The 24,221-nt window shown below is 39.6% G+C and carries 15 protein-coding genes; 10 read left to right on the top strand and 5 right to left on the bottom strand.

The features are described from left to right. The first annotated feature begins 264 nt into the window (after window positions 1–264). From AC58DT_RS13910 to AC58DT_RS13880, 7 genes are all read left to right on the top strand, one after another. Complete coding sequence (locus tag AC58DT_RS13910; RefSeq protein WP_497217420.1) at window positions 265–2,499, top strand: patatin-like phospholipase family protein; 2,235 nt, start codon at window positions 265–267, stop codon at window positions 2,497–2,499. A gap of 127 nt (window positions 2,500–2,626) precedes the next feature. After that, the gene (locus tag AC58DT_RS13905) at window positions 2,627–3,787 is read left to right on the top strand and encodes a homogentisate 1,2-dioxygenase (RefSeq protein WP_497217419.1); all 1,161 of its coding nucleotides are present in this window, start codon (window positions 2,627–2,629) and stop codon (window positions 3,785–3,787) included. Window positions 3,788–3,944: 157 nt separating this feature from the next. Then, on the top strand, window positions 3,945–5,105 hold the full coding sequence (gene hppD / locus AC58DT_RS13900; protein WP_497217418.1) for a 4-hydroxyphenylpyruvate dioxygenase: 1,161 nt from the start codon (window positions 3,945–3,947) through the stop codon (window positions 5,103–5,105). Window positions 5,106–5,208: 103 nt separating this feature from the next. Then, window positions 5,209–5,982 carry a DUF3108 domain-containing protein gene (locus AC58DT_RS13895; protein WP_497217417.1) on the top strand — a complete coding sequence of 258 codons (774 nt, stop codon included), beginning with the start codon at window positions 5,209–5,211 and terminating at the stop codon, window positions 5,980–5,982. A 27-nt stretch (window positions 5,983–6,009) separates the two neighbouring features. Continuing rightward, window positions 6,010–7,233: a M23 family metallopeptidase gene (locus tag AC58DT_RS13890; RefSeq protein WP_497217416.1), complete on the top strand. Its 1,224-nt coding sequence runs from the start codon at window positions 6,010–6,012 to the stop codon at window positions 7,231–7,233. A gap of 186 nt (window positions 7,234–7,419) precedes the next feature. Continuing rightward, the gene (locus AC58DT_RS13885; RefSeq protein WP_497217415.1) at window positions 7,420–10,053 is read left to right on the top strand and encodes a TonB-dependent receptor; all 2,634 of its coding nucleotides are present in this window, start codon (window positions 7,420–7,422) and stop codon (window positions 10,051–10,053) included. Between the two features lie 95 nt (window positions 10,054–10,148). Then, window positions 10,149–10,589, top strand: a complete 441-nt coding sequence (locus AC58DT_RS13880) for a hypothetical protein (RefSeq protein ID WP_497217414.1) — start codon at window positions 10,149–10,151, stop codon at window positions 10,587–10,589. Between the two features lie 83 nt (window positions 10,590–10,672). Here AC58DT_RS13880 and AC58DT_RS13875 read toward each other — a convergent pair whose 3' ends face one another. After that, window positions 10,673–11,722 (bottom strand): endonuclease/exonuclease/phosphatase family protein, encoded by a 1,050-nt coding sequence (locus AC58DT_RS13875; protein ID WP_497217413.1) that lies wholly within the window; start codon window positions 11,720–11,722, stop codon window positions 10,673–10,675. 132 nt (window positions 11,723–11,854) lie between these two features. Between AC58DT_RS13875 and AC58DT_RS13870 the strand changes: the two genes are divergently transcribed. Continuing rightward, complete coding sequence (locus tag AC58DT_RS13870) at window positions 11,855–14,605, top strand: carboxypeptidase-like regulatory domain-containing protein (RefSeq protein ID WP_497217412.1); 2,751 nt, start codon at window positions 11,855–11,857, stop codon at window positions 14,603–14,605. 29 nt (window positions 14,606–14,634) lie between these two features. Then, the gene (locus AC58DT_RS13865) at window positions 14,635–16,005 is read left to right on the top strand and encodes a DUF5689 domain-containing protein (protein ID WP_497217411.1); all 1,371 of its coding nucleotides are present in this window, start codon (window positions 14,635–14,637) and stop codon (window positions 16,003–16,005) included. Between the two features lie 365 nt (window positions 16,006–16,370). Here the strand turns inward: AC58DT_RS13865 and AC58DT_RS13860 are convergent, their stop codons facing one another. The 3 genes from AC58DT_RS13860 to AC58DT_RS13850 are packed head-to-tail and all read right to left on the bottom strand — an operon-like array spanning window position 16,371 to window position 21,728. Next, window positions 16,371–18,257, bottom strand: a complete 1,887-nt coding sequence (locus tag AC58DT_RS13860; RefSeq protein WP_497217410.1) for an OmpA family protein — start codon at window positions 18,255–18,257, stop codon at window positions 16,371–16,373. A 23-nt stretch (window positions 18,258–18,280) separates the two neighbouring features. Beyond that, window positions 18,281–19,198, bottom strand: a complete 918-nt coding sequence (locus AC58DT_RS13855) for a PorP/SprF family type IX secretion system membrane protein (RefSeq protein ID WP_497217409.1) — start codon at window positions 19,196–19,198, stop codon at window positions 18,281–18,283. Between the two features lie 37 nt (window positions 19,199–19,235). Continuing rightward, window positions 19,236–21,728, bottom strand: a complete 2,493-nt coding sequence (locus AC58DT_RS13850) for a T9SS type B sorting domain-containing protein (RefSeq protein WP_497217408.1) — start codon at window positions 21,726–21,728, stop codon at window positions 19,236–19,238. Window positions 21,729–21,981: 253 nt separating this feature from the next. Here AC58DT_RS13850 and hflX point away from each other — a divergent pair, with 253 nt between their 5' ends. Further along, the gene (gene hflX / locus AC58DT_RS13845) at window positions 21,982–23,193 is read left to right on the top strand and encodes a GTPase HflX (RefSeq protein ID WP_497217407.1); all 1,212 of its coding nucleotides are present in this window, start codon (window positions 21,982–21,984) and stop codon (window positions 23,191–23,193) included. Window positions 23,194–23,271: 78 nt separating this feature from the next. Here hflX and AC58DT_RS13840 read toward each other — a convergent pair whose 3' ends face one another. Then, window positions 23,272–24,198, bottom strand: coding sequence for a DUF3078 domain-containing protein (locus AC58DT_RS13840; RefSeq protein ID WP_497217406.1), 927 nt, complete (start codon window positions 24,196–24,198; stop codon window positions 23,272–23,274). Between the last annotated feature and the right edge of the window lie 23 nt (window positions 24,199–24,221).

Below are 24,221 nucleotides of genomic sequence, written 5' to 3'. Positions count from 1 at the left end.
AAGTTTTTTGGTCAATGAGTAAAATGATATAGCCTATGAGTAAGTTTTTTGGGCTATGAGTAAAATGATATGGGCTATGAGTAAGTTTTTTGGTCAATGAGTAAGATGATATTGCCTATGAGTAAGTTTTTTGGTCAATGAGTAAGATGATATTGCCTATGAGTAAGTTTTTTGGTCAATGAGTAAAATGATATGGGCTATGCGTAAAATAATCAGTGCCAAAGTTTTAAAATTTCAGAAATCTTTCAATCCAATAATGTACAAATGAAAAGATTGCTCTTTATATTTTTCCTGATAATTTCAACCTTTGTCTTTTCACAAGAAAAAGCTGAGAAGGACCTAAAGGTAGGTCTGGTTTTGAGCGGTGGCGGGGCAAAAGGTTTGGCGCATATTGGCGCATTGAAGGTTATTGAAGAGTCGGGCGTGCGGATAGACTACATTGGCGGCACGAGCATGGGCGCAATTATCGGGGCGCTGTATGCTTCGGGGTATTCGGCAACGCAACTTGACAGTATTTTTCGGGAAACGGATTTCAGCAGTTTGATACAGGACAATATTCCGCGGAGCGCAAAGACTTTTTACGAAAAGCAGGAGTCGGAAAAATATGCCTTGGTGCTGCCTTTTGATAAATTTAAAGTTGGTTTTCCATCAGGGCTTTCAAAAGGACAGAACGTATATAATCTGATTTCAAAATTGACAAGTCATGTGAGCACGGTTTCAGATTTCAGCAAATTGCCCATTCCTTTTTTCTGTGTGGCAACCAATGTTGAAACTGGAAAGGAAGTAATCCTTGATCGTGGTTACCTCCCGCGTGCGGTTACGGCCAGCGGGGCATTGCCGTCGCTTTTCAGTCCTGTGGTGATTGACGATAAAGTATTGATTGATGGCGGGGTGGTGAACAACTATCCCGTAAATGAGGTGCGTGCCAAAGGGATGGATATAATCATAGGGGTTGATGTACAGGATAGCTTAAAAAATAGGGACAATTTGAGATCTGCTTTTGATGTATTGGTCCAGATAAATAACTATCGAACCATTAACGACATGATTAAGAAGCGTGAAAAAACAGATGTCTATATTCATCCGAACATTGAGGATTTCTCGGTAGTTTCTTTTGACGAAGGGAAAAATATTGTAGAGTCTGGAATTGTTGCAGCAGAATCATATAGGGAGGAGCTTGAAAATATCGCTTCGAGGCAAAAGCCTGTAAACCGTGAAGAAGTAAAGTTTGATGCCAATGACTTTATTTATATAAAAGAAGTTAAAATAGAGGGGAACGAAAAATATACCCGAAGCTATGTTTTGGGGAAATTGAAATTGCGCACGCCCGATGAAATAACCTATGAAGATTTTAGTGAGGGGATAAACAACCTCTCGGCAACGGGAAATTTTCAGGATATTAATTATAGGTTTTTTGAGGATGAAAACAATGAAAATACACTCCTGCTACAACTGCGCGAGAGCCGGTCTTCCATGATGCTTCGTTTTGCGGCACATTATGACGATCTTTTCCGAACGGCCGCATTGGTAAATATTACCAAAAAGCGGCTTCTTACCAATAACGATATTGCCTCGCTGGATTTAATTGCTGGCGACAACTTGCGGTACAATTTTGAATATTATATAGACAAGGGATTTTACTGGAGCGTGGGCTTCAATTCCAAGTATCATTTTTTTGAAACCGATGTGCCGTTGGATTTTATCAATCCCGATTTTGATGCGGAGATATCGGTGCCTGTCAATAAACTTTCCATTAAGTATAGCGATTTTACCAACCAGCTTTATTTTGAGACCCTTTTCCGCAGGACCTTGATTTTCGGTCTGGGAGGAGAGCATAAATACCTTCGTTATCTTTCGGAAACTATAGGTACAGATGAAAACAACCTTCCCCGAACCGTTTTTGAAAGCACTAATTATTACAGTGCGTTTGGCTTTTTGAAGTATGACACTTATGATAATAGCTTTTTTCCCAAAAAAGGAGCTTATTTTTCAGGTGATTTTCACTGGTATTTATTGGCCCACGGGCGAAACAAGAGTTTTGAGCCATTCTCTTTGGCAAAAGCAAAAATGGGTTATGCCCATACATTTTTTAACACAATTTCGGCTCATTTAACTACCGAGGGTGGTTTTAAATGGGGCGGACCCGAAACCACCTCATTGGATTTTGCATTGGGGGGCTATGGATTTAAGGAGATGAACAACATTATTCCCTTTATGGGGTACGAAGCTATTTCGCTTCGCGGAAATACATATCTTAAATCCACACTTACATTTGACTATGAAATTTTCAGAAAAAACCATATCAATATTTCTGCAAACATCGCCAATGTGGGGAATGATCTTTTTGAAAACGGTCAGTGGATTGACGGGGTAGACTATTCGGGATTTTCAGCAGGGTATGGGCTGGAAACCGTTCTAGGACCGATGGAGATTAAATATTCCTATTCGCCTGAGCTTAATGAAAGCGAATGGTATGTGGCATTGGGCTATCGGTTTTAGTAAAAACTTAGCGGTTTAGCTTCAATATTTTTCCGATATTTGTGGGGAAGAGTTACAAAATTGATTGGTTGTTAATTTATTACCATTCCCAATTTAAATTACTCGTTAACCCAATAACTCAAACAAAATGCCTTTCTACCACAAACTGGGCAAATTACCGCCCAAACGCCATACACAATTCCGAAAACCAGACGGAACCCTTTATTCCGAAGAACTTTTCGGTACCGTGGGTTTTGATGGAATGTATAGCAATATCTATCACGAACACAGACCCACGCAGGTCAAGGAAATAAAAACGCAATACAACGTAGCTCCGAAGATTGCACGCGCCAATAATATGGAATCGCTTCGGCTAAAAGGTTTCGATGTAAAACCTGAAAAAGATTATCTCAACAGTCGTAAAACGGTACTCACCAATAGCGATTGTAGCATAATACTGGCCGCGCCGCAAGAATCGCAGAAGGATTATTTTTATAAAAACACCGATGCCGATGAGTTGATTTTCATCCACAAAGGCAGCGGAAAATTGCGAACTTTTTTAGGAAACCTCGATTTTAAGTATGGTGACTATTTGTTGGTTCCCCGCGGAATTATTTATAAAATAGATTTTGATACCGAAGACAACCGATTGTTTATTGTTGAATCGCGAAGTCCCATCTATACTCCCAAGCGTTATAGAAATTGGTTCGGACAGCTTTTGGAACATTCACCTTTCTGCGAACGCGATATTCGCAAACCGCAAGAGCTTGAAAGCCATAATGAAAAGGGTGAGTTTTTAATAAAAGTTAAAAAACAAGATGATATTTTTGAAATGGTGTATGCTTCGCATCCTTTTGATGTAGTGGGATATGATGGTTATAATTTTCCGTATGCCTTTTCCATCCACGATTTTGAACCAATTACCGGAAGAATCCACCAACCGCCCCCAGTGCACCAAACTTTTGAAACAGATGCCATGGTTATCTGTAGTTTTGTGCCTAGGCTGTATGATTATCATCCGCTAAGTATTCCGGCGCCTTACAACCACAGCAATATAGATAGCGATGAGGTGTTATATTACGTAGATGGCGATTTTATGAGCCGAAACGATATTGAAGCAGGACAAATCACGCTTCACCCTGCCGGTATTGTCCATGGCCCGCATCCCGGCGCCGCGGAAAGAAGTATTGGTAAAACGGAAACAGAAGAACTGGCCGTTATGGTTGATACGTTTAAACCATTACAGGTTACCGATGATGGTTTAAAACTCTCGGATGGTACGTATTACCAGAGTTGGTTGGAGGAATGAGTTGGCAGTCGCAGTTGCAGTAAGCAGTAGATTGTGGTCTTTGCGTTCTCTGCGCCTTTGCGGTTAAATGAATTTGAAAACTATTTTCATTATAAATGAAGCTATTCTATCTAAAATATTCTGAGTTAAATTAATAAGATTATTGAAAACTTAAATTATGAGCAAAGAAGTAAAATCAGTCGATTACGGACTGGAAAAAATATTTGAGGGCGCGGAAGATTTTCTGCCCTTATTGGGCACCGATTACGTTGAATTCTACGTTGGCAACGCTAAACAGTCTGCACATTTCTACAAAACTGCTTTTGGATTTCAATCCTACGCATATAAAGGTTTAGAGACTGGATCAAGAGATTCTGTTAGCTATGTTCTTAAACAGGACAAAATCAAGCTTGTTTTAACAACGCCTTTAAATAGTAAATCACCCATTAATGACCATATTGTTAAACATGGCGATGGCGTAAAGGTTATTGCCTTATGGGTAGATGATGCTACGAGTGCTTTTGAGGAAACCACCAAGCGTGGCGCAAAACCCTACTTGGAACCCACTGTTGAAAAAGACGAGCACGGTGAAGTAGTGCGCAGCGGGATATACACCTACGGCGAAACAGTACATATGTTTGTGGAACGCAAAAACTACAAAGGAACATTTTTACCAGGTTTCCGCGAATGGAAAAGCGATTATAACCCAACCCCTACAGGCCTGAAATACATAGACCACATGGTAGGCAACGTAGGCTGGGGCCAAATGAACAAATGGGTAAAATGGTACGAGGATGTAATGGGCTTTGTAAATTTCCTTTCGTTTGATGATAAGCAGATACACACAGAGTATTCGGCGCTGATGAGCAAGGTGATGAGCAATGGCAATGGGCGCATCAAATTCCCCATAAACGAGCCGGCCAAAGGAATAAAGAAATCACAGATCGAGGAATATTTGGATTTTTATGAAGACTCCGGTGTACAGCATTTAGCGGTGGCTACGGATGATATCATTAAAACAGTTAGCCAGCTGAAGGAGCGCGGCGTAGAATTTTTACCACCCCCGCCGCAAGCTTATTATGATGACATTCCGCGCAGATTAGGCGATCACATGAAGATGATGAAAGAAGACATCAATGAGCTTAAAAAACTTTCCATAATGATTGATGCCGATGAAGAGGGTTATCTATTACAGATATTTACTAAACCCGTGGAAGATAGACCCACGCTTTTCTTTGAAATTATCCAACGTATGGGTGCAAAAGGTTTTGGTGCCGGAAACTTTAAGGCGCTTTTTGAATCTATTGAGCGGGAACAGGCACAGAGAGGAACTTTATAAAATGTAACATTATATAAACCCCATCGTCTTAAAGAAGGTGGGGTTTTATTATTTTGGAACGGTAGTTGTATTTTTAAAAACCATAAATACCTAAGTATTATTTATGAAAAAGCTATTTGTGCTTTTAATTCTTTTTAGTAACATTTTTTTTCTTTCTGCACAAGAAAGGGCTTACGGTGATGGCGAATTTTTCAAATTCCGTGTCCATTATGGTTTTGTTACTGCAGGTTATGCCACCCTCAAAGTAAAAAATACCACAATAAAGGGAAAAGAAGTCTTTCACGTACGTGGTTACGGTGAAACCGTGGGAGTTTCAAAATGGTTTTTTAAAGTTGAGGATGATTATCAATCCTATATTGATAAGGAAAAGGATATTCCCTACCGTTTTATTCGGAAGATTGACGAAGGCGGATATACCAAAGATATTGAGATAGACTTTAACCATAGCACCCAAAAAGCAACAGTAAACGATAAAAAACACAATGAAATTACGGTCTTTTCGTTCCCAAAAGATACGCAGGACATGATTTCAGCTTTTTATTATCTCCGGAATCAACTGGAAACTGAAAACATAAAAGCGGGTGACGTGGTTGAGATGAATATGTTTTTCGACAAAGAAAATTACAAATTCAGGTTAAAATTCCTTGGAAAAGAAGTTTTAGATACTAATTTTGGGCGCGTCCGAACATTGATCTTTAGACCCTATGTACAATCGGGCCGTGTCTTTAAGGAAAAAGAGAGCCTAACGGTCTGGATCAGTGATGATAATAACAAAATCCCCCTCCTTGTGAAGGCAGATTTGGCAGTAGGATCGCTTAAAGCAACCCTGACTGAATTTAAAGGATTGCAACACTCTTTTAAAATAATTGCAGATTAAATACTTAATACAGAAAATTCCCCATCATTGAAGAAAATAATATTAGCCACGCTAACCCTTATACTGCTTACCACTGCTTGTGAAAACAATAATGTTGAACTTCCCGAAACAAACACTGTTGCTGAAGAAGCCATCATTGAGCAATACGGCTATATACTTAATGATTTTAACGTAATTCGGGACACTATTCGTAAAGGTGATACTTTTGGAGATATACTTTTTGCCAATGGCGTGCCACAGGAAAAAATCATGGAGGTGGCCACTAAATTTCGTGATAGCTTCGATGTTCGAAAAATAGGAATTGGAAAACCCTATGTTCTCTTAAATTCCAAAGATTCCCTCAACAAAACCCAAGTCTTTATTTATGAAACTAATAAGGTAGATTTTGCGGTAGTAGATTTTAGGGATACGCTTTCCATATTCAACAGTCAAAAGCCTGTTCGTTATGAAGATAGAACGGCATCTGGAGTTATTACCAGTTCACTCTCCGCAACTATGGAAGAACAGAACCTAAGTCCTTATATGACGGATCAATTAGCAAATATCTATGCCTGGACCATCAATTTTTTTAAGTTGCAGCCGGGTGATCGTTTTAAGGTTATCTATACTGAAAAATTTATTGATGATACCATTCCTGGCGGACTTAAGGAAATTAAGGCCGCTTATTTTGAGCACAGGGGCAAACCTCTGTATGCCTTTAAATTTTCTTCAGATTCTTTGGGAAAACTCTCAGGCTATTACGATGAAAATGCTAACAATTTAAAGCGTGCCTTTTTAAAAGCTCCCGTAAAATTCAGTAGAATATCTTCCAGATATAATTTAAACCGAAGAATAAAATATTACGGTTTTAAACTTCGTCCACACCGCGGAACCGATTTTGCTGCGCCTGTGGGAACTCCTATTTTGGCTACAGCAGATGGCGTAGTGACTAAATCTGAGCGTCGTGGCGGTAACGGAAATTATGTTAAAATAAGGCATAATGGCACGTATGAAACACAATATCTTCATATGAAAGCCAGAAACGTAAAAGTAGGGCAACACGTGAGCCAGGGCGATGTAATTGGCTGGATTGGTATGACCGGCAACACGAGTGGACCACATGTATGTTACCGTTTCTGGAAAAATGGAAAAGAAGTAGATCCTTTTAAGGAAGACACCCCTTTTTCGCAGCCCTTACCGAAAGAATTGCACGAGCAATATTTCGCAAATCTGCTACCTATGAAGGAAGAATTGGACTGCATCATGTTTTAATTTTTTCATTCGCTTAACATGTTAATAACATTGTTATTAACTAACTCTCATTTTATCAGACATTTAGGCTCTAAATTTTAACTTTAATCCTAAGTATTTCTCTTAAAGATTTCTTAATCAATTTTATTGGCGGATAATTATTTAAGATTGTACTTTTGCCGAAATTTTAAACCTAAATCCAAATTCATGAGAAAGTTTCTATTTCTTGTTTTTTTATTGGGCGGTTTTGCCGCTTTTGCACAAACAACGGTTACCGGTACGGTAATCGATTCTGATTCCAACGACCCCTTGGCTGGTGCCAACGTTGTTGAAACTGGCACTACTAACGGTGCCATTACCGATTTTGACGGAAATTTCACATTGCAAACTTCCGCTGCAACGGGTACGCTTACCATCTCTTACATTGGGTACACTATTGAAAAAGTTCCTTTTAAAGCTGTAAATGGAGCCGCAAACTTAGGTACCGTTAAAATTACTGTAGATTCTGATGCCCTTGAAGAAGTAGTTATCGTGGGAAAAGGAATTATAGATATGGCAAAGGACCGTCAAACCCCTATCGCCGTTTCAACTATTTCCGCTGCTGAAATTCAAGCTAAGGCAGTTGGTAACGTTGAGTTTCCAGAGGTGGTGAAAAGCACACCAAGTGTTTACGTTTCTAACCAAGCTGGAGGTTTTGGTGATTCACAAATGTTTTTGCGTGGTTTTGACCAAACAAACACCGCTTTCCTTTTAAATGGACAGCCAATCAACGGTATGGAAGACGGAAAAATGTATTGGTCTAACTGGTCAGGTATGAGCGATGTAGCTAATGCAGTTCAGGTTCAACGTGGTTTGGGCTCTTCAAAATTGGCTATTTCGTCAGTTGGAGGAACTGTAAACATCGTATCTCGTGCCGCTGGAAGAAAAGAGGGCGGTTTTGCTCGATTTATGACTGGTAATGATAGCTATTTTAAAGGAACATTAAGTTACGATTCCGGATTAAAAGGAAAATGGGCTTATTCCATTATGTTTGATCACTGGCAAGCACACCGTAAATATTCAGACGGTACTGCCGGTCAAGGTCAAAACTATTTTATTGGCGTAGGTTATGTGCCAAATGACACTCACTCTTTCAATTTCTTGTTGACTGGTGCGCCACAGTGGCACGATCAAAACTTCTCAGATTCTTTGGAAGATTATGATCAATACGGAAAACGCTATAACGCCAATTCAGGATTCTATAACGGAGAACGATATACCTTCAGAAGAAATTACTACCACAAACCAATTATCAACCTTAACTGGGATTGGAATATAAGTGATAGAACTAACTTATCATCTGTGCTTTATGCGTCTTTTGGGCGTGGTGGAGGAACAGGCCCTGCTGGAAGCTCAAGAAATATTATACGTGATGCAAACGGTGAGGTAGATTTTGACGCCATCGAAGAGAGCAATATTGAAGGAGCTGAAAATGGAATTGGAAGCTTTGGTGGTGGTTCACTTGCACGCAGAATGTCAGTAAACAACCATAACTGGTATGGTTTTCTTTCTAACCTTGAAAGTAACCTAAGCGATAATTTCACCTTAAACATAGGTGTTGACACACGTTTTTATAAAGGAAGCCACTGGTACCAAATGAACGACCTTTTAGGACTTCAGGGATATGCAGATAATTTTGGTTACGCTGGCCAAAGAGACAGTGATTACGTAATAAGTGAAACCTTTGAAGCAAATCCATGGGCAGCGTTATTTAATGGAGCAGATGAAGCGCAACGATTCAACTTTGACTATTCAGAATATATAAATTACATAGGTGGTTTTGGACAAGCTGAGTATAAAACTGATAACTTCTCAGCATTTGTACAAGGTGCTGTTTCTACACAAAGCTACCAAAGAGAGGGTCGCGCGCAAGGAGTAGAAGTTGAAGGTGTAGATGGCTTTGGAAAGTCTGATAAAGTAAACAAACTTGGCTACAACCTGAAAGGTGGAATGGGTTATACCTTTATTGAAAACAATACCATTTTTGCCAATGCCGGTTATTATTCAAGACAGCCTTTCCTGGATAATATTTTTGATGATATTAGAAACTCAAACTATATCCTCGAAGGAGATAACGAAATTGAAAACGAAGAAATTTTAGGAGTTGAAGTAGGTTATAGAATTCGTTCAGGTAGATTTTCATTGGATTTGAATGGATATTATACCTCTTGGGGTAACAGATTCCTTAGAGGAGGATTTATTGAAGCAGACCCTAGCTCATCAAACCCTGTTGAACAAGTAGACCGTTACCAAAAGTTTACAGACATTACCCAAGTTCACAAAGGATTTGAATTTGAAGGGAAATATCGCCATTCAAGTGCCTTTATGTTGAGAGCTTTCGGAAGTATAGGTAACTGGAAGTATGATGGAAAAACACCTTTCCAAACCAGAGATAACGAAACCAATGCATTGTTGGAAGAAGGTTCAGTTGATTTGAGCGGAACAAAAGTGGGCAATGCTCCACAAACTTCTTTTGGTTTTGGTTTCAAATACAACGTTATTGGTGGCCTTACCGTAGATGCTGATTATAACATTTATACAGATCTTTACGGATTTGTTGATGCTGACGATGTAATTGGTGCATCCTTATCGGGAGAGGTTTATCAGGCTGAGCTTTTGCCAGCATATAGTGTATTAGACGCTGGAATTACTTACAAATTCAATTTTGGAGGACAAGACCTTACTGTTAGAGCAAACTGCTACAACGCTACTAACGAGATGTATTTAAGCCAGAAAGATTCCTTCGGTTACTATTATGGTAACGGAAGAACTTGGAACGCTAGCATCCGTTATGACTTCTAACAAATATTAAATTAGTTTATAAAATGCCCCAATTTTTTGGGGCATTTTTTTTATTTATAAACCTTATCTTTGATGCACTTCAAAAACACTCACATATGTACACAACAATTCAATTTATTCATTCTTACTGGGCTTATCTAGTACTCCTCATTATTTTGCTTGCAACCATCAATGCACTGGCAGGATTTTTCTCAAAAAGGGAATACGGGGCCAAAGACTTTAGAATTTCACTCTTCGCGCTTATTGTTACGCACATCCAATTTCTAATCGGGTTGGTGCTTTATTTTGTTTCACCCTTGGGATTGCAAAATATTACCAGTTCGGGAATGGGCGTTGTAATGAAAGATTCCACCGCTCGGCTGTATGCAGTGGAGCATCCTTTGATTATGATTTTGACCGTAGTTTTTATAACCATAGGTTATTCAAAACATAAAAAGAAACTGCTTTCCAGTGGCAAATTTAAAACCTTGGCAATTTTCTATACCATTGCATTGGTTTTAATGTTAAGCAGGATTCCGTGGAACGATTGGTTCTAAAAGAAAATATATTTTCAAAAAAAATCCTGCTGAACTATTTTTCAGCAGGATTTTTTTGTTTGAATAAAGAGGTTTGTTCTACCCTAATTTTTCTCCTTAATAAGATAAATAAATACAGGAAAGTGATCGCTGTAACCACCCGTATATCCATTCACAAAACTCCGGAACGGATAGCCTTTATACTGTCCGCGCGGAGTGGCCAAATAGTTTTTATTGAAAATTCCCGCTTTGTAAAAACGATAGCTTGAATAGTCTTTTTTTGCTAATTCAGTAGAAATAATAATTTGGTCAAATAGGTTCCAGCCGTCCCGATAGGCCAAGGTGCCCAATCCTTGTTTAAACATATCTTCCATAGGATTGTACAGCTCTTTTAGTTTCATTTCTTCACGTTCACTTTTGGTTTTTAAAACCTCTTTAACACTTTCATTGGTGGGGTCATCATTTAAATCGCCCATAGTGATGATTTTTGCATACGGATCTTCACTGAATAATGAATCCATTATTTGTTTGTTAAGTTCTGCGGCTTTTATACGCTTGGGCCTGCTGCGTGCTTCGCCGCCACTTCGCGAGGGCCAGTGGTTAACGATCACGTGAATTTTTTCGCCATCCAGCATACCGCTTACCAATAATTGATCTCTGGTATAAATGCGCTTGCTGCGGTCTTGATCGTCATAGATTATAAGTTCGTAGGCCTTGTAATTGGTAGGTGTAAAAAGTTTTTTCTGGTATAACATTGCAACATCAATCCCACGGCGGTCAGGACTGTCAAAATGGACAATGCCGTAATCTTTTTTAACCAAGGGTTCCTGGTTTAAAAGATCTTCGAGTACACGCCGATTTTCTATTTCGCTAACGCCAATGATTGCTGGAGAGGTTCCTGTAACATCTTCGCCTATTTCTGAAATTACCCTTGCCATATTAGCCAATTTTGCCTCATAAATCTCTTGGGTCCAATGATCTTTCCCTTCAGGGGTACGGTCGTCGTCAAAAATAAGTGGGTCGTCTTCATAGTCAAAAAGGTTTTCAACGTTGTAAAAGGCGATAGTGTTTACTTTGTATTGCTTTTCATTTTGCCCAAAGGATGCGGTAAATGTTAGCAGTGTTAAGGTGAAAAACCAAATGGGTAATTTCATAGTGATGTTTAAATATTATGTTTGCGTAAAGTTTTATTCATTAATGAGGCCAAAAGTAGTTATTTCATTTAAAAAATTTATTTTTGCACCCTATTTTAAAGATATCTTAATATTAAAACTTTAAATTTTAGAATGAACAGATTCATTTTTACTTTCATGGTTTTCTTTTCGGGATTTTCAATGTTTGCCCAAGAAACCGTTATTACTGGTAGAGTGCTAGACACCAACTCCAGTGAACCGATACCAGACGTAGAAGTCAGTATTTTAAACAGTATTTTCAGCACAACTACAGATGCTGAAGGAATTTTTTCTTTTTCACAACAAAGCCTTCCGCAGGGAGAACAAGTTTTGGTATTGTCAAAATCAGGTTATGTTTCATTGCGTATTCCTGTAACTATACAGCCCAATACACCCGTAGCTCTAGAATCAATCTTGATGGAAGTAGATCTATCTGCCGTTGAAGCTCAAATTGGAGTTATCAGTCTTTCCGACAACGAACTGGACGAAGACGAGGGAACCTCTTACAATGTTTCAGGCTTGCTTCAGGCTTCAAGAGATGTTTTCTTGAATGCGGCTTCGTATGATTTTAGCGCAACTTTTTTCAGACCACGAGGCTACGATTCTGAAGATGGAAAAGTACTTATTAACGGTTTGGAGATGAACAAACTTTACAACGGAAGACCGCAATGGTCCAATTGGGGCGGACTTAACGATGCGCAGCGCAACCAGATGTTTTCTATGGGAATTTCGGCCAACGAATATAATTTTGGTCATCTTGCGGGCACAACAAATATAATAATGAGAGCTTCCCAATATCGCAAGGGTGGCCGCATTTCTTATGCCACAAGCAACAGAAGTTACCGAGGAAGAGTTATGGGCTCCTACAATAGCGGCCTGCTGCCTAGTGGATGGGCCTATTCTGTATTGATAGCGAGACGCTTTGGGGAAGAAGGCTTTAATGACGGTACTTTATATGACGCCAATTCATTTTTTGCTTCAGTAGAAAAAAGATTGAACGATGCCCACAGCCTTAACCTTACAGCATTTTATACGCCCAACCGAAGAGGAAAATCATCACCAAATACCCAAGAAGTTTATGATCTTAAGGGAACCCGATACAATGCATATTGGGGAGAACAGGACGGTGAAATTCGCAACTCACGTATCAGGGAAATAGAAGAACCTGTTGTTATGCTGAACCATTTCTGGGATATTTCAGAAAAAACACAACTTAATACCAATGTGGGCTACCAATTTGGTAAAACCGGTAACAGCCGTTTAGGTTACGACAATGCGCCCAACCCAGACCCTACCTATTACCAAAAATTACCAAGTTACTTTTTGGCAGACCCAACGGGTACAAACTATGAAGGAGCCTACCAAGCTTATTCAAACTTTGTGAATAACGGGCAAATAGACTGGCAGGATATTTACGAAACAAATATTTTTTATGGTGGTACTTCACGGTACTATTTGTATGAAGACAGAAACGATGACAAACAACTTTCAGCAAATACTATTTTGAACTCGCAGTTGACTGATAACATTGCTTTGACCGCTTCTTTTAATTATAGAAACCTTAACTCAAGCAATTTTGCCAATATGATAGATTTACTTGGTGGCAATGGTTATTTGGATGTGGATACCTTCAACTTTGGCGATGAATCACAAAGCGATTTGAACAACCCAGACCGCGTGGTGGGGGAAGGAGATAAATTCAAATATAATTTTGAGCTTGACGCCACGGACTATCACGGGTTTGTGCAAGGCCAGTTCAGCTATTCCAAAGTAGATTTTTACTTGGCAGGAAAGTTAGGAAAAACCACATACCAAAGAAATGGCTTGTACCGCAATGGAAACTTCCCCGACAATTCTTTTGGCCAAAGTGAAGCATTGGATTTTACAACCTACGGCGGAAAAGCTGGGGCTACCTATAAAATTTCTGGAAGACACATTTTGGAAGTAAACGGTGCTTATTTTACTGATGCGCCTTCGCTTAGAAATTCCTTTTCAAACTCGCGCCAGAACAACAATACCGTTATTGGTTTAACAGAAGAAAAAAATATAAGTATAGACGGAAGCTATATTTTCCGTTCTCCAATCGTGAAAGCACGTTTAACGGGTTACTACACTTTAATGCAGGATGCTTCTGAAATTTCCTTCTATTATGCCGACGGTATTTCAGTTCCCGGAATCAATTCAACCACAGCTTTTGTGCAAGAGGTTTTGACTGATATTGACAAAAGAAACGTAGGAGCAGAGTTTGGTATAGAAGCCCAAGTTACTCCCACTATCAAGTTAAAAGGTGCTGCTGCATACGGCCAAAATACTTATGACAATAACCCAAATTTATATATAACCTCTGATGATTTTGACAACGTGGTAAACTTTGGAAAGTCATATTTGGAAAACTATAAAGTTGCAGGTGGCCCTCAGCAAGCCTACCAAATAGGATTTGAATACCGCGATCCAGACTTCTGGTGGTTCGGTGCTACAACCAACTATTTCAATAATGCTTATATAGACGTTTCACCACTTACAAGAACCTCAAACTTTTATTTGGATACAGACGGACTTCCTTTTAACGATTACGACCCAGCGGTAGCGAGGGAATTGTTAAAACAGGAAAAGTTTGACGACTATATGTTGGTAAACGTTGTAGGTGGAAAGTCATGGAAAATAAAAGATTATTTTGTTGGCTTCTTTGCAAGTATCAACAATATTTTCGACGAAAAATACAAAACTGGTGGTTTTGAACAGGGAAGAAGCGCAAATTACAGAACCCTTTCTGAAGACACCGCAAACGACACCCGTGTATTTGGACCAAAATACTGGTACGGCTACGGAACAACTTATTACCTAAACCTTTACGTTCGATTTTAATTAAGAAAAAAAGAATTAATTTTATAAATATGAAAAGAATACTGAACATCAAACTTATACCTTTCCTATTTTTCTTAGGAATGATTGCTACTTCCTGTGTGCAGGATGATGATTATAATGTGCCGGAGATTAACGTGGAAGAACCAAACGTTGACGTAAACACCACCATTACCGCAGTTAAAGAAATGTATGGCGGTTTTGAACCTGTAAAAGTTGAAGCAGGGCCCGATTCTACAGAGCCGCTATATATTGAAGCTTATGTAGTTTCCAGCGACGAGTCTGGCAATTACTACAAGCAACTTATCATTCAGGATAAACCTGAAAATCCAACAGCAGGTCTATCTATCTCTACAAATGCAACTGACCTTTACACTAAATATGGTCCTGGCCGTAAAATCTACTTCCGCGTTGACGGATTGTATATTGGCGAATATGCTGGTTTACCCACCATCGGTACTCAGGATGGTGATGAGGTTGGCCGGATAGAGATTGAAGATTTTGAAAGCCGCATCATGCGTTCTACTGAAAATGTAGAATTAGTTCCTACCGTTATAGGGGTTGCAGAAGCATCAAACCCAGCAAGATTGAATACACTAGTTAAGTTTGAAGGTGTTCAATTTCCGGACGGTGTAGCGGGTGTTGAGGCATACGGAAACCTAAACAATACTTTTGGCGTAAATAGAACAGTAGAAAACTGTGATGGACAGACGGTATTGCTTAGAACCAGTGGCTTTGCAGATTTCAAAAATATGACACTACCCGAAGGCAATGGTACCCTTACTGCTGTTTTGAGTATTTTCAACAGCGATTACCAATTGTTTATTCGCGATACAGATGATGTGCAGATGGACGGAGAGCGGTGCAGCAATGGTGGTCCCGGCGATGCTTTGGAATTGCCTTTTTCAGAAAACTTTGAAGGTCAAACTGCAGGTACTGGCATGAATGTAAACATTTCAGGATGGACAAATGTAAACGTAAATGGCGGTACCCGCCTTTACGAAGTGCGTGAGTACGATTCAAATAAATATGCGCAGACCTCTGCATACAACTCAAACGAAAACCCATATGAAGTGTGGTTAGTTACCCCAGGGCTTATTTTGCCTAGCGGCTCTGCTCCAACTCTTACTTTTGAAACCAATGATGGTTTTAATAACGGCGCTGCGCTTACAGTGAAAATTTCAACTGATTTTGCAGGTGACGTCACAACAGCAACTTGGACAAATTTGAACGCAACCATCTCCAGTGGAAACACAAACGGTTATGGCGATGAGTTTACACCATCGGGTGATGTTGATCTTTCAGCGTATGCAGGTCAGGTAGTTTATATTGCTTACCAATACGAAGGCGCATCAAACGGAACTACTACTACCTACCAAATAGACAATGTTTCCGTAGAGTAACCACTTGGGAAATTTGTCTGCAAGGTTTCCAAAACCTTATAGGCCTTACAAAAAATGATAAAACCGCTTCCTTTGGGAGCGGTTTTTATTTCCTTTAAAGAAGATCTACAGCAGCCCATTTAGGAAAGATGCTTACCCGCGCAATAAAACCTAAAGTGTTTTCAATAATTTATTGCGCAATATTTTCCAAAAAATAGCGCAATAAATTGTTCAAAGGAAGTTATCTATTGATACCCGCAAGGGTTTAGAGGAATTTAAAGCTTGACTTATTACCATTTACCCAAACGAAAACCCCCGCCACATTCCACAACGGAAATGGCAGGGGTTCTTTTTCTGGTTGGTTACCAGTTACTATTAACTAGTGGTTATCTCTTCACCACAATAAAGTCCGAGCGTCTGTTTTGCTGGTGCTGGACCTCGGTACAGTTAGGGGCACAATCCACAGCCGGACGGCTTTCGCCAAAGCCTTGGCCGCTTATACGGTCCTTGGCAATTCCTTTGGAGATAACGTATTGTACCGTACTTCTGGCACGTCTTTCGGAAAGGTCCATATTGTAGGCATCGCTACCGCGGTTGTCGGTATGGCCTTCCACTTTTATTACCATATCTGGGTTTTTCTTCATCAATTCTACCAGCTTGTCAAGTTCAAAAGCAGCCTGCGGCTTAATGTTATGCTTGTCGAAATCGAAAAGAATTGGGTTCAGTTTTACCATATCACCATCTACAATATCGTCAATTGGACGAAGGGCAATGCGCACGTTCTTCTCACCACTACGTTGTGCAGCAATAGTTTCGGCATTGCTTTCATACCCATCCATAAAAGCCTGGACTACGTGTGCTTGGTTGCAGGCAACGGCTAAGGTTCCCTTACCATTGGCATCTGTATTTTGGCTTTTTAATTTATTCTCCTTGCTATCAAAAAGATCCAATCTGGCGTTGGCCAAGGCCTGCCCGGTTTCGGCATCAACAACCATCACTAGAAGTTCGCAGGATTGCAATTTCTTTATTTTATAGATATCATCGCTTCCCTTGCCGCCTTTTCTGTTGGAAGACACATAACCTTCCTCAGTGGCTGGACTATAAGAATATGCAAAATCATCGTCGCTACTGTTAACTCCAAGACCGAGGTTTTTAACTTCACCAAAAGTATCTCCGTTAGCTTCTGCTGCAAAAACATCCAGTCCGCCCATTCCCAAATGTGCGTCGCTGCTAAAGTAGAGCGTGCCGTTGGCGTCTACATATGGGAAACCTTCTTTTCCTTCAGTATTGATGTTACTGCCTAAGTTTACAGGATTTCCAAAAGAACCATCCTTTGCTATGGAAACTTTATAGATATCTGCCTTACCTTTTCCGCCGGGACGGTCGCTGGTAAAGTAAAGTGTGCTACCGTCTGGGCTTAAAGCTGGATGACTGTTTGAATATTGATGATCGTTAAATGGTACGGGCTTAATATCTTTCCACTCGCCATTCACGTTTTCGGCATAATAAATATTTAACTGGTTTATGCCTTCTTCGTCTTTTTTGTATTTGCCATTATAGTAATCGTTGCGATCAAAATACATGCGTTTGCCGTCTGCCGTTATCGCTACGGTACTTTCGTGGTATTTTGTGTTTACGTCTCCATTCAACAGCGATTCATTCTTTTCAACTCCTCCTACCATTGAGGCTTTGTAAATATCCAAAAACGGTTCCTCGTTCCAGCCGTACTTTTTGCGGGAAGTGTTTCGAGCAGAAGTAAAATAGAAATCGTTCCCTACAACCATTCCACCAAAATCTGAGTACTTGGAATTTAAGGCATCAAGGTTTGTAGCTGCATACTTTTGGGCGTTTTCGTCAACAATTTCCGGTAGATAGTCAGGATTCTTCATAAATGCTACCGCTCTGGAATCGTCCGGTTTCATTTCTGCGAATTGTTTCATATAGGTATTGTACTCGCCAAACTTGCCGTTCGCTTTTAGGGATTGGGCGTAGTTGTAAACCGTTTCAGGAGCAACGTCCTTCTTTTTTATTACTCTTTTATAATAGGTTTCGGCTTTTTTGGTGTCGTTTATAAAGAAATAGCTGTTTCCCAAACGTTCAAAAACGTATGTGCTGCCTTCGCCTTTTTTCAGAAGCTTTTGATAGGCTTCGGCGGCATCGGTATATTGAAGGCGGTCATAATATTGGTCGGCCTTTTTTGTTTTACTGTTTTGTGCGAAAGCCATTGTACTACTTACCGCTATGAGTAAAAGGATTGTATATATCTTGTTCATCTTAAATGAAATTTGTTTGGTTATTAGAAGAATCTTGGTGAACGTAAAACACGTGGCTTAAAGAACAGATCGAAGGTGAGCACCACTTCGTGCGAAGCTGGACCCACTGTTTTCAAGTCGGATGTTACGTGGTCATAAGCATATCCTATACGGATGTTCGGGTTAATCTGGAACCCAACCAAACCGCTAAAGGAATCATCCAATCTGTAAGATGCACCAAGTTCAAATTTATCATAAAATAGCGCGTTTAAGTTTCCGTCGTAAGAAACGGGCGCGTCAAAGGCAGATTTCACCATTACGGAAGGCTTCAACTTAAAGTTTTCAGAAACTTGGAATACGTATCCCGCAGTTGCGAAATAGTGGTTTGTTTCAGAACCATATTTAATTCCGTTTTCATCAAGGTGGACTGATTTCAGCATATTTGGAACAGACAATCCCAAATAAAACTTTTCGCCATAAAGAAAAGCACCAGCACCAACATTTGGGTAGGTTTTATTTATGTCTTCCGAAAAGAAAGGGTCATTTGGGTCCTGAAGTTCCAGACTGCTTAGGCCAACCTCGTGAAATGTAGCTCCGGCTTTTAGACCCAAAGCAAGTTTAACGGTGCTGCCCAATTGTAGAGTGTAAGAAAAATCTGCATAGACGTTTGTTTCACTTACGGGGCCCAATTCATCTTTTATGGCTGAAAGGCCTAAGCCTATTTTCTCACTTATTGGCGAATGTGCCGAAAAGGTGAAAGTAACGGGGTTATCGTCCATTCCAGACCATTGGTTTCGGTAAAGCGCGGTGAGCGAAAGGCTTTCCTTGGAGCCTGCATAAGCAGGGTTCACCACGTTCATATTGTACATGTATTGTGTGTACTGAGGATCTTGCTGTGCCTGTGTATCCTGAAAGAGTAACACTGCCATCAATACAATTAGGATATATATATGTTTTTTCATTTTTATCTTTTTGATAGTTTAAAAAGTATTTAATGGTTTAGTTAGCTTCTTGGTTAAGATAAATCCAGCCTGTGGCTTGTGTGCCATAGACAGCATCATTACCAGCAAGGTCAACTACATAGAAATATGTTCCGGTAGGTAGGTCGTTGCCATCATTGGTTTGGCCTCTCCATTGGTTTGTGTAATTGTTTTGCTCAAAAACCAGGGTTCCCAATCTATTAAAGATTTGAAGTTTACTGATTCCAGTTCTATCATTTAGGAATGTCAGGTCAAGTGTATCATTAAATCCATCTCCATTTGGTGAAAGACCTTCAGATATTATGCAGTTTCCAACATCATACAAAGTAACATCTACTGAGTCTGTACCAGAGCATCCGCCAACAGAAATTACAACTTCAAAGGTTTGGGTGCCAAAAGTGCCGGTCTCCAAAGAAAATTCTAGGGTGCTGTTAGTTTCACCGGCAATTATATCTCCATTTAAGAACCATTGGAATGTTGCGCCTTCTTCATCAGTTGTTGCGGTTAAAACCTGAAGTTCGTTAGGGCAAGTTTTGAAGTCTTCATCAAGAGTTACTTCAAGGTCGTCTCTAAAGGAAACCGTTACGCTATCAGATGCTGAACAGCTCCCTACGGTTGCTGTTACGGTATATGTTCCTACTTCGGTAATTATTAAAGTAGAATTTGTTTCATCAGGAATAATGTTACCATCAAGGCTCCATTGGTAAGTTGCTTCAGGATTTTGAACTGTAAGCATTGCTTCCAATTCAACTTGAGATTCAAAACAGGTTTGGAAGTCATCATTTACAGTTACTTCAATATTGCCCAACCCAACAACAATGGTATCTGTGGCAGTGCAGGAATTAACGCTAGCCGTAACTACATATGTTCCAGGTTCAGTTATATCAAGTGTTTGGTTGGTTTCTCCCGCAATCACGACCCCGTCCAAGCTCCATTCGAAGGTTGCAGTAGCTGGGTCAAAATCTATAGCTTCAGCAGTAAGAGTTTCGGGAATTTCAAAACAAGAGGTAAAATCATCTCCTAATGCAACATTGAGTTCTTGTGGAGAAATGGTTACTTCATCTGTTGCCAAACATGCATTTGCAGAAACATTTACGCTATATACGCCATACTGGGTAGCATTGAGGGTTGGATTTGTTTCTCCAGCCAGCACAACCCCGTCCAAACTCCATTCATAGGTAGCATCAGTAGGGTCATAGTTAGACGGAGAAGCATCTAAAACTATAGGATCAAAAAAACAGGTTTCAATATTGTCTCCAAGCTCTATTAAAGGAAGTTCATTAAAGTTTATAACTACGGAAGCAGTAACTGTACAAGTACCTATGGTAACATCTACAGAATATGTTCCAGAAGTGGTAACAGTAATAGTCTGTGTGGTTTCACCAGTATTCCAAAGAAATGTAGCATCAGTTGGATCTCCTCCAGTGATTTCGGCAGTAATATCATAGTTTTCGGCATCACAAAGTTCCTGATCTCCTCCAAGATCTACTGTAAAGGAACCTATTCTTGTTACCGTAACTTCATCGGTTTCCGTAATAACATCTCCATTACAGTTTGTGTACACTGCTTGGGCGGTGTAAGTAGTTGATTGGTCTGTTGGGCATACATTTATAGTCGTATCGGTACCAATAACAGTCCCCATAGAATCAAGCCAAGAAAAAGCAACGTTTGATGCGCCATTGGGAGTAAAACGCCAAGCTTCGTTTGTAGCAGCCCAATCACTTGTATTTCTTCCAGGAGCGGTATAACCTACAGTGCCGTTTTGGTTTTGTATTCCCAAAACAGCATTTCCATCATTCCAGGTACAGCCGCTTGGTCTATCCTGAACATATACTTCCACCACATTGGTGGTTTCGTAGATAACTATTTGTGAGGTAAGGGAAAGGTTTGGGCAGGCTGATCCAAAATAAGGGATATTAGGAAAATTAACTACCATTGTACGGCAAGGAGATTCACCAAAAACAGCCCAGTTTATAATGCCTGAACCTTGCACCGATGGATCAACATCCATATATGGGCCAAAGATTGTAGTGAAAAATAAGTTGGGACTTGGAATGGGGTCATCAAAAGACCAATCACAATAAGCACCTGGTTGATTGTTTGCTAAGTCGAAAGAAACGACGGCATTAGATCCGATGACCATCTCAGTATAGGTTTCACCAAAAAAACAAAAATCAAAAGGTAATTGGATAGCATCAGACCAAATATCATCTGTATTCACTGAAACAGGAGTTCCCCCCGTAAACGGGAAAGGAGGGTCATATGTAATTGAAGAAACTTCATAACTGGTAGTTTCACCAGTGTCTAAAAAACTTGCGGTAAGGTCGGTACAGGGTTCGCCACAACCTAATTCTACATCTTCCCCTGCATATACATTAGGACATCCCGGCCCTTGTGAAAATGCTGATAAAGAGATAAATAAAACACTAAAAAAAGCAAGTAAGTTTTTTTTCAAGTTGACTTTAAAGAAATGATGGCAACTTTGTAAATAGAGAGGTAATTTTTTATTCATAAAGTTTTTATTGGTTGTTATTAAATGGCATTCAGCGTTAACTTTTTTTTAACAGCGAAATATATGAATTTTCTAAGAATTACCTTTTCATTTTTCTCAGTTTGAATAAAAAAGTTATTAATTACAATCATAAAATGGTTATAAGGTACATAGAGGTCTCAACATGTGTTTTGTACATTTGTGGAAATATTAATTCTTAAATAAATTGTAACTTAAGAATCGATAACAACTACAACTTAGAGTATTACATAGTATGATTGAACCAACGGATATATCTTATGAAAAGGCAGTTTTAATCGGATTGATAACCCAGTTTCAAGACGAAGAAAAATCTAACGAATATCTGGACGAACTTGAGTTTTTGGCATATACGGCAGGTGGCGAAGTGCTTAAACGCTTCACCCAAAAAATGGACGTGCCCAATCCGAAGACTTTTATTGGGACCGGAAAATTGGAAGAGGTAAAAAATTTTGTGGACGAGCACGAAGTGGGCGTTGCAATTTTTGATGATGAGCTTTCGCCCGCACAACAAAAAAATATTGAAAGGATACTGCAGTGTAAAATTATAGACCGTACAAATTTAATTCTGGACATATTTGCACAGCGTGCACAAACCAGTTATGCCCGAACACAAGTAGAACTTGCGCAATACCAGTATTTACTGCCTAGACTGGCAGGTATGTGGACTCACTTGGAACGCCAGCGTGGGGGTATCGGGATGCGAGGTCCGGGAGAAACGGAAATTGAAACAGACAGACGTATTGTGCGCGACCGTATTGCTTTACTGAAAGATAAATTAAAGAAAATAGACCGCCAAATGGAAGTGCAGCGTGGCAATCGCGGCTCCTTGGTACGCGTGGCACTTATTGGTTACACAAATGTTGGCAAATCTACTCTGATGAACGTGATAAGTAAAAGTGATGTCTTTGCCGAAGATAAACTCTTTGCAACCCTCGATACCACGGTTCGGAAAGTGGTTATAGGCAACCTTCCCTTTTTGTTGACGGATACCGTTGGTTTCATTAGAAAATTGCCCACGCAACTTGTGGAATCCTTCAAAAGTACGTTAGATGAAGTACGAGAGGCAGATTTACTGCTGCACGTAGTAGATATTAGCCATCCATCCTTTGAGCACCATATAGATTCAGTAGATAAAATTTTGGAGGAAATAGGTAGCGCAGACAAACCTACTATTATGGTTTTCAATAAAATTGATGCTTATGAAGCAGAGGAGATTGAAGACGACGATTTGATGACCGAAAAAACCAAGGCGCATTATACTTTGGAAGAATGGAAACAAACCTGGATGTCCAAAGTAAATGGCGACGCCATATTTATATCCGCATTGAACAAGGAAAACTTCAGCGAATTTCGAAAGTTGGTCTACGATAAAGTGAAGGAAATTCACACTACTCGTTTCCCATATAACAACTTTTTGTATGACGAATATACCGAGGAAGATTAAAAATTTTTAAGTAAGAACATAATAAAAGCGGCCAAGAATTAAAACTTGGCCGCTTTTTATTTTTATACATTCTATCGTCTAAAAGCCATAGGTTAAACCCACGCCCAAAGCTTCACGAATCTGGAAACCTTGTACTGCATTGTCATCATATATAGCTTGAAAAGTTACATTTGATGAGATGTATTTATTCACCTTCATCACAAGATTAAGCGTGTAATCTATATCTACGTTTTGTGGATCTTCAAGATAATTTGAATAAAGGTTTAATATGTTTTCTACGGATACATTCGCCATAACATCAAATTTTGCATATCCAGAAAGCGAAGCACCAAATTCAAAACGGCTGCTTTCATTGGCATCAACCCCAAAGTATTTGTTTTCGTTATAAGCGTCCAAAGCACCCGGCACTGACTCATCTACAGCGGTAAAATCTTTATCTACCAAAATGAATTTAGCCGTTGCTGGGGAAATATTCACGTAAAGGTTGTCGCTTTTTTTCCAAAGCATACCAGGGCCAAACTGAATGTAGGCGGGTGAAAATATATGTGTAGTTTCTGTTCGGTAGCCTTCATCTTCAGGAGTTAAATCTGAATTAAATACGTAACCTTTCGCAAACTGCGTTTTAAAGTTAAGGAACAATGAATAATACCAATTGCTTTCTTTTATCTGTTGCCCTAAAATAGAGTTAAGCTCCAAACGATCGTTTGTTTTTCGGGAATATTTATCATCCTTGTTTTTAGTAAGGCCATATTCACCTATCAAGCGGTTGTTCCAGCTCAGTTTGTCATGTTTATAGTTGAAATCATAAGTAAGTGAAAGATTTCCCGAATAATTGGAAGTTCCACCACCTGTCCATTCGTGGTTGAAAGCTGCTTGGTTGAACAATAGCGAAAGATTTCCCGCACGGGTCCATCCATTGGGGATGGTGTCTTTTGCATTTTCATCTTGTGCTACTATTGCCATAGGTGTAGTGAACAAAACAGCAAGGAGTAAAAGTTTTTTCATTTTTAAAATAGTTTTATTTTTTG

This window comes from Aequorivita sp. CRS11, from assembly GCF_059693805.1.
Note: the sequence above shows the minus strand (reverse complement) of the source record. Positions and strands in the feature narration are given on the sequence as shown.